General features: G+C 71.5%; 7 protein-coding genes and 1 pseudogene. 5 read left to right on the forward strand and 3 right to left on the reverse strand.

What is annotated here, in order from left to right:
* On the reverse strand, positions 1 to 818 hold an 818-nt coding region (locus tag JM949_RS32055), incomplete at its 3' end, for a sugar phosphate isomerase/epimerase family protein (RefSeq protein WP_203151834.1).
* Positions 819 to 1,856, reverse strand: coding sequence for a zinc-dependent alcohol dehydrogenase (locus JM949_RS32060; protein WP_203151835.1), 1,038 nt, complete (start codon positions 1,854 to 1,856; stop codon positions 819 to 821).
* Positions 1,857 to 1,971: 115 nt separating this feature from the next.
* Here JM949_RS32060 and JM949_RS32065 point away from each other — a divergent pair, with 115 nt between their 5' ends.
* The 5 genes and pseudogenes from JM949_RS32065 to JM949_RS32085 all read left to right on the forward strand — a co-directional run bounded on the left by JM949_RS32065 (position 1,972) and on the right by JM949_RS32085 (position 6,568).
* Positions 1,972 to 3,366, forward strand: coding sequence for an ABC transporter substrate-binding protein (locus JM949_RS32065; RefSeq protein WP_203151836.1), 1,395 nt, complete (start codon positions 1,972 to 1,974; stop codon positions 3,364 to 3,366).
* Positions 3,363 to 4,316, forward strand: a complete 954-nt coding sequence (locus JM949_RS32070; protein ID WP_203151837.1) for a carbohydrate ABC transporter permease — start codon at positions 3,363 to 3,365, stop codon at positions 4,314 to 4,316. The genes JM949_RS32065 and JM949_RS32070 overlap by 4 nt, the downstream gene beginning before the upstream one ends.
* A complete protein-coding gene (locus tag JM949_RS32075; RefSeq protein ID WP_203151838.1) occupies positions 4,316 to 5,182 on the forward strand; it encodes a carbohydrate ABC transporter permease in 867 nt (288 codons plus the stop codon). Before JM949_RS32070 ends, JM949_RS32075 begins: the two co-directional genes overlap by 1 nt.
* A gap of 211 nt (positions 5,183 to 5,393) precedes the next feature.
* Positions 5,394 to 5,906 carry a class I SAM-dependent methyltransferase gene (locus tag JM949_RS32080; protein ID WP_309232423.1) on the forward strand — a complete coding sequence of 171 codons (513 nt, stop codon included), beginning with the start codon at positions 5,394 to 5,396 and terminating at the stop codon, positions 5,904 to 5,906.
* A 55-nt stretch (positions 5,907 to 5,961) separates the two neighbouring features.
* Positions 5,962 to 6,568: pseudogene (locus tag JM949_RS32085) on the forward strand (class I SAM-dependent methyltransferase).
* Between the two features lie 18 nt (positions 6,569 to 6,586).
* Here the strand turns inward: JM949_RS32085 and JM949_RS32090 are convergent.
* A partial coding sequence (locus JM949_RS32090; RefSeq protein WP_203151839.1) for a type VII secretion protein EccB occupies positions 6,587 to 6,796 on the reverse strand: 210 nt, incomplete at its 5' end.

Below are 6,796 nucleotides of genomic sequence, written 5' to 3' on the forward strand. Positions count from 1 at the left end.
CGCGGCGGCCGCCGGGGCAGCGCGTGTCGCAGCACCGTGGCGGCCTGTTGCAGGGCGCGGACCGGGTCGCCGCGCAGCCGGCACTCCAGCGCCAGCCACCCCCGGTAGTCCAGCTCCAGCAGGGTCCGCACCAGCGCCGGCCAGTCCAGGTGCCCGGCCCCCGGCTGGTACCGGTTGGAGTCGCTGACCTGCACGTGGCCCAGGTAGGGCGCGGCGGCACGCAGCGCCCGGTGCGGGTCGTCCTCCTCGATGTTCATGTGGAAGGTGTCGGCGACCACCCGGACCGAGGGCAGCGCGAGCGCGGCGCAGAGCGCCACCGCCTCGTCGAGCCGGTTGACCATGTGGTCCTCGTACCGGTTGAGGGGTTCCAGGAAGAGGGTGACCCCCTCGGCCCGGGCGTGTTCGCCCAGCTCGCCGAGGGTGTCGAGGAGCACCTGCCGGTCGCCGGCCGGCGGGCGCGGCGGTTCGAACGGTGGCAGCCGCCGGGAGAACATCCCCCAGGCGGCCGGGGTCATCACCCCGACGCCACCCAGCTCGGCGATCACCGAGAGCTGGGAGCGCAGGTTGCGGACGGCGTCGGCGGAGCGGGTGGGGTCGAAGTCGCCGATGAAGTGGTCCATCTCGACGCAGACGGTGGGCAGCACCACCCCGGCGGCGCGGGCCCGACGCAGCTCGGGCAGGCGACGGGCGAACGCGAGGTCGCCGCGTCCGCGCAGTTCGATGCCCTGGTAGCCGAGGGCGGTCGCGAGGGCGTACTTCTGGATCAGGTTGGTGCCCGGCAGGAGTTGTTCCTGGCAGGCCAGCGCGATGGTGGTCATCTAGAACCTCAGCACGACTTGGAGGACGTCACCGGCGCCGCGGTCGAGCAGCGCGAGGGCGTCGGCGACCGCGCTGGCGTCGACGATGTGGCTGACCAGCGGCAACGGGTCGACGCTGCGTTCGGCCACCAGGTCCATGAAGGTCTGCGCGACCCGGTCTCCGGTCCACCGGCCGGCCATGCTCGGCGCGGGGGTGGGCCCGGAGACCTGGGCGGCCACCAACTGGATGCGGTTGTGGTGGAACTCTTCGCCGAGGCCGAGCGCGTCGGCCTGGCCCTGGTAGAAGCCGGCGGCCACCACCCGGCCGGCGTGTGCGGTGGAGCGGATCGCCTCGTGCAGCGCCGGGTACGCGCCGGACAGCTCCAGGCAGACGTCCGCGCCCCGGCCGTCGGTGGCCCGGCGGAGCAGCGCTGCGGCGGACTCGGCGGCAGCGTCCACGATGGACCGGGCACCGTAGCGGGCGGCGTACGTCAGCCGGTCCGGGACCGGGTCGACGGCCACCACCCGGGCCCCGGAGAGCACCGCGAGCCGGGTGGCGAGCAGCCCGATGACGCCCTGCCCGAAGACACCGACCCAGTCGCCGAGGTGCAGGTCGCCGGCGAGCACGGCGGTCAGCGCGACGGCGCCGGGCCGGGCGAAGACCCCGGTGAGCGGGTCCAGCCCGGCGGGGAGCGGACGGACCGCCTCGGCGGCCAGCACGGCCTCGGCCCGGTGCCCCCAGATGCCCCAGACGAGCTGCCCCGGGTGTCGGTCGGTGACCTCCGGCGCGACCTCGACGACCTCGCCGACCTCCTCGTAGCCGAAGCCGATCAGGGGGTAGGGCACCGGGGTCTGACGGGGGACGAACATCCGGGCGGCGTCGTCCCAGTCCTTGCTGAGCCGGGGATTGCTGCCCCGGTAGAGGGTCAGCTCGGTACCGGCGGAGATGCCCGAGTAGCAGGTGCGGACGCGAACCTGCTTGGGGCCGAGCGGATCCGGGGGGCAGGGCTCGAGGCTGATCCGTCGAGGCCCGGCGAGAGAGACAACCCAGTTGACCATGAGTCACATCCCGGTAGCACTGGGCTCCAGGATAGCAAAAAATAGCCATATGTCTTGTCATTGATCAATCGAAGGTGTTGAATCCGTCATGTACCCTTCGAGAGGAGTGCCACCGATGTCAGCACCTCCGAGGCGGATACTCGCCACCACCCTGATCCTGGCACTGACCACGTCCACCCTGCTGGCCTGCGGCGACGACGAACCAGACAGCAACAGCAAGAAGATCACCGTCTGGAGCCTGGAGGACGTGGCCGACCGGGTCACCGCCACCAAGGCGATCATCGCCGACTTCACCGCCAAGACCGGGATCCAGGTCGATCTCGTGACCGTCAACGAGGACCAGTTCCCCTCCCTGATCGCTGCCAACGCCGCCGCCGGCGACCTGCCCGACGTGGTCGGTTCGGTCTCCCTCGCCGGCATCCGTACGCTCGCCGGTAACGAACTGCTGCACGCCTCGGCGAACGCGGAGGTCGTCGACAGGCTGGGCAAGCAGACGTTCTCGCCGCGAGCGCTGGAGCTCACCTCCGACGACGGCAAACAGCTCTCCGTGCCCAGCGACGGGTGGGGGCAGCTGCTCGTCTACCGCAAGGACCTGTTCGCCGCGGCGGGCCTGCCCGCCCCCGACACGTACGAACGGATCACCGACGCCGCGGCGAAGCTGAACACCGGCGGCGTCGCCGGCATCACCGCGGCCACCGCCCCCAGCGACGTGTTCACCCAGCAGACCTTCGAGCACCTGGCGCTGGCCAACGGCTGCCAGCTCACCGACGACTCCGGCGCGGTCACCCTGGACTCACCCCAGTGCGTCGAGGCGTTCCGCTTCTACGGTGACCTGATCCGCACCAGCTCGGTGCGGGGCGCGCAGGACGTGGACACCACCCGGGCCACCTACTTCGCCGGCAAGGCGGCCATGGTGATCTGGTCGCCGTTCATCCTCGACGAGCTGGCCGGGCTGCGTAACGACGCCAAGCCGACCTGCCCGCAGTGCCAGGCCGACCCGACCTTCCTCGCGAAGAACAGCGGGTTCGTCACCGCGATCAAGGGCCCGAACGGCACCGAGCCGGCCCAGTACGGCGAGATCAGCTCCTGGGCCGTGCTGGACGGCGCGGTGGCCGACCCGGCGAAGTCCTTCGTGGAGTACATGCTCGGTGACGGCTACCCGCGCTGGTTCGGCATGTCCCCGGAGGGCCGCTTCCCGGTGCGCAAGGGCACCCCGGCCGAGCCGGAGGCGTACCTGACCGCCTGGAACACCAGCCAGGCCGGCGTGGACGCCAAGAAGCCCCTCGCGGAGGTGTACGGCGAGGACGTGCTGGCCACCCTGCGCCGCAGCCCGGACACGTTCGGCCGGTGGGGGCTCAGTCAGGGGCAGGGCAAACTCGTCGGCGCGATGCTCGGTGAGCTGCCGGTCCCCAAGGTGTTGGGCGACCTGGTCGGCGGCAAGTCCGACGCGGCGGCCGCCGCCAACCGGGCGAAGAAGGACGTCGACGCCATCAAGGCCGGTGTCAATTGACCACCACCGCGCCCGGCCCCGGCCGCTCCCCCACCCGGGAGCGGCCGGCGACACCCCGGCGCCCACTGACCCTGCGCCGACGCGAGTCCCGGGCCGGGCTCGCGCTCGTGGCACCGACCCTGCTCGTCACCATCGCGGTCATCGGCATCCCGATCGTGTGGACCGTGGTGCTCGCCTTCCAGCGGGTCCGGCTCGCCACGCTGCGCAAGACCGGCCTGTTCGGCGAGTTCACCATGGACAACATCGACCGGGTGCTGCACACCCCCGGCTTCGCCGAGACGTTGTGGGTCACGCTGATCTACAGCATCGGTGGCACCGTCGGGTCGATAGCGCTCGGCCTGGTCGCCGCGCTGGTGGTCCGCCGGCCGTTCCGGGGGCGCACAGTGGTCCGGGCGTCCATGCTGCTGCCGTACGTGGCTCCGGTGGTCGCGGTGACCTTCGTCTGGCAGGTGATGCTCGACCCGCAGCTCGGCATCGTCAACCACTGGGGTCAGCGGCTGCTCGGCTGGGACGCCCCGGTGCCGTTCCTCACCCAGGAGTCGACAGCGCTGGCCACCGTGATCGTCTTCGAGGCGTGGCGGTACTTCCCGTTCGCCTTCCTGTTCCTGCTGGCCCGGCTCCAGGCGGTGCCCGGTGAGTTGGAGGAGGCCGCCCGGGTCGACGGCGCCACCCCCACCCAACGCTTCCGGCACATCCTGCTGCCGCAACTGCTGCCGGTGATCGCCCTGCTGGGCGTGCTGCGCTTCATCATGACGTTCAACAAGTTCGACGACGTCTACCTGCTCACCGGCGGTGCGGCCGGCACCGAGGTGGTCAGCGTGCGGGTGTACGAGTTCCTCACCGCCCGCACCGACATCGGGGCCGCCGCCGCGCAGGCGGTGGTGCTGGCCGTGGTGCTCATCGTGTTCGTGCTGATCTACCTGCGCTTCTTCGGACGGAGGGTGGGCTGATGGACCGCGACGCCGTCGAGACGGTGAGCCTGCGTTGGCTGCGCCGCCTGGTGATCGCCGTGTTCCTGCTGGTCACGGTCTTCCCCTTCTACTACATGCTGGTGCTCTCGGTGCGCCCCATCGAGCGGCTGCTGCTCGACCCCGGCGCGCTGGTGGTCGGCTTCGGTGAGCTGACCGTGGCCACGTACGCCGAGGTGCTCAGGACCACCGCCGACGGCGGCCAGGGCTTCCTCACCTTCATCGGCAACAGCGGGTTGGTCGCGGTCGCGGCGACAGTGCTCACCCTGCTGGTGGCGATCCCCGGCGCGTACGCGGTGGCCCGGCTGCGGTTCTTCGGTCGGCGGCAGGTGGACTTCCTCTTCCTCGCGGTCTACCTGTTCCCGTCGATCGTCATCGCGATCCCGCTGTTCGTGGTCTTCACCCGGGCCGGGCTGCGCGGCTCGCTGTTCGGACTGGTGCTGGTCTACATCTCGCAGACGTTGCCGGTCTCGGTCTACATGCTGAAGAACTACTTCGAGACGATTCCGGTCAGCCTGGAGGAGTCCGCGGCCATCGACGGCGCCGGTCGGCTCGGCATCATCCGGCGGGTCAGCCTGCCCCTGGCGATGCCGTCGATCATGGCGGTCGCGCTCTACGACTTCATGATCGCCTGGAACGAGTTCCTCTTCGCCCTGCTGTTCCTGGTGGACAAGCCCGACCGGTGGACGGTGTCGCTCGGGCTGTCCCTGCTCGCCGACGGGGTGGAGGTGCCCAAGACGGTGCTGATGGCCGGGTCGGTCGTGCTGACCCTGCCCATCGTGATCCTCTTCTTCGCGAGTGAGCGCCTGCTGACCGAGGGTCTGACCAGCGGCGCGGAGAAGGGCTGAGGGTAGGCGTCACAGTCCGGAAACACCGGAGTGTGACGCCTACCACAATCGCATTCGGGTCCGTACCATCGGCACGTCCTTGTCCACGGCACAGCTGAGGGAGCCGGCGCATGAGCCAGGCACGACGGACCGTCCGACCGAAACTGCCGGCGGGGACTACACCGACCGGCTGCGGCGCCTCGGTGGTGCCCGTTGGAAGCAGCTGTTGGACGTGCAGGCTCCGTACCGGTGGAACCTGCGCCGGCTCAATCTCGGCCACACCCTCGACGTCGGCTCGGGACTGGGTCGCAACCTCGCCAACCTGGACGGCAACGGCGTGGGCGTCGACCACAACCCCACCTCGGTGGCGCACACCCGGGCCGCCGGGTTCGAGGCGTACACGGTGGAGGAGTTCAAGGACAGCCCGCACGCCCGCCCGGGCGCGTTCGACTCGATGCTCGCCGCGCACCTGCTGGAGCACCTGCCCGCCGACCAGGCGCGTGAGATCATCTCGTCCTACCTGCCGTACGTACGGCCGGGCGGGCAGGCGGTGTTCATCACCCCGCAGGAGCGCGGCTACGCCAGTGACGCCTCACACGTCCGGTTCGTCGGCTTCGCCGAGGCGGCGCAGACCTGTCAGGAGCTGGGCCTGACCGTCACCAGGCAGTACTCGTTCCCGTTCGCCCGGCCGCTCGGGCGGGTGTTCACCTACAACGAGTTCATCACCGTGGCCCGGCTGCCCTGATCCGGCTGCCCCGGGTCACCCGTCGGGCCCGCACCGGCCCGGTTACGGTGGCCACATGGCCAACCCGACCCGCTGGGCGACCGACACCGGTCCCGAGCACTCGCAGTGGTATATCGACCGGTTCCGCAAGCTCGTGGCCGAGGGCGCGGACCTGGCTGGTGAGGCCCGACTGGTGGACGCGCTGGTCGCGCCCGGCTCACGGATCCTCGACGCCGGCAGCGGCACCGGCCGGGTCGGCGCCGCGCTGGCCGACCGGGGGCACACGGTGGTCGGAGGTGGACGCCGACCCCGCGCTGGTGGCCGCCGCCCGCGCCGACTACCCCGGCCCGACCTGGCTGGTCGCCGACCTCGCCGAGCTGGACCTACCGGCACTGGGTGAGCCGGAGCCGTTCGACGCGGCGGTGCTGGCCGGCAACGTGCTGGCCTTCGTCGCCGTCGGCACCGAGCCGGAGGTGCTGCGCCGCGTCGCCACGCACCTGCGGCCCGACGGCGTGCTGACCGTGGGCTTCGGCACCGACCGTGGTTACCCGCTGACCGCGTTCGACGCCGACGCGGTGGCCGCCGGGCTGCGGGTGGAGCAGCGCTTCGCCACCTGGGACCTACGCCCGTGGCGCGACGACGCCTCGTTCGCGGTGAGCGTTCTGCGCCGCCCGGCCGACTGACACCCGAGCGCGGCACGCTCACTTCGTGCCGGCGACGGCGACGGCGCGGGCCGCCGCGGGGTCCAGGGTGGCACCGGCCGGCACCAGGCTGACCAGCCCGGCCGGCAGCCGCAGCGGGCGCACCTCGCGGTAGCCGAGCATCGGAAGCACCTCCCGGTCCGCCAGCACGTACCGCCGGCCCAGGTCGGTGACCACCGACACCGCGCCGCCGGTCGCGCCCGGCGCCGC

The organism is Micromonospora tarensis (assembly GCF_016803395.1).
GTDB lineage: Bacteria > Actinomycetota > Actinomycetes > Mycobacteriales > Micromonosporaceae > Micromonospora > Micromonospora tarensis.

Excerpts from the sequence above, each read along its gene's own strand:
- JM949_RS32060 (WP_203151835.1), bottom strand. The coding sequence starts at position 1,856 with ATGGTCAACTGGGTTGTCTCTCTCGCCGGGCCTCGACGGATCAGCCTC.
- JM949_RS32065 (WP_203151836.1), top strand. The coding sequence starts at position 1,972 with ATGTCAGCACCTCCGAGGCGGATACTCGCCACCACCCTGATCCTGGCA.
- JM949_RS32075 (WP_203151838.1), top strand. The coding sequence starts at position 4,316 with ATGGACCGCGACGCCGTCGAGACGGTGAGCCTGCGTTGGCTGCGCCGC.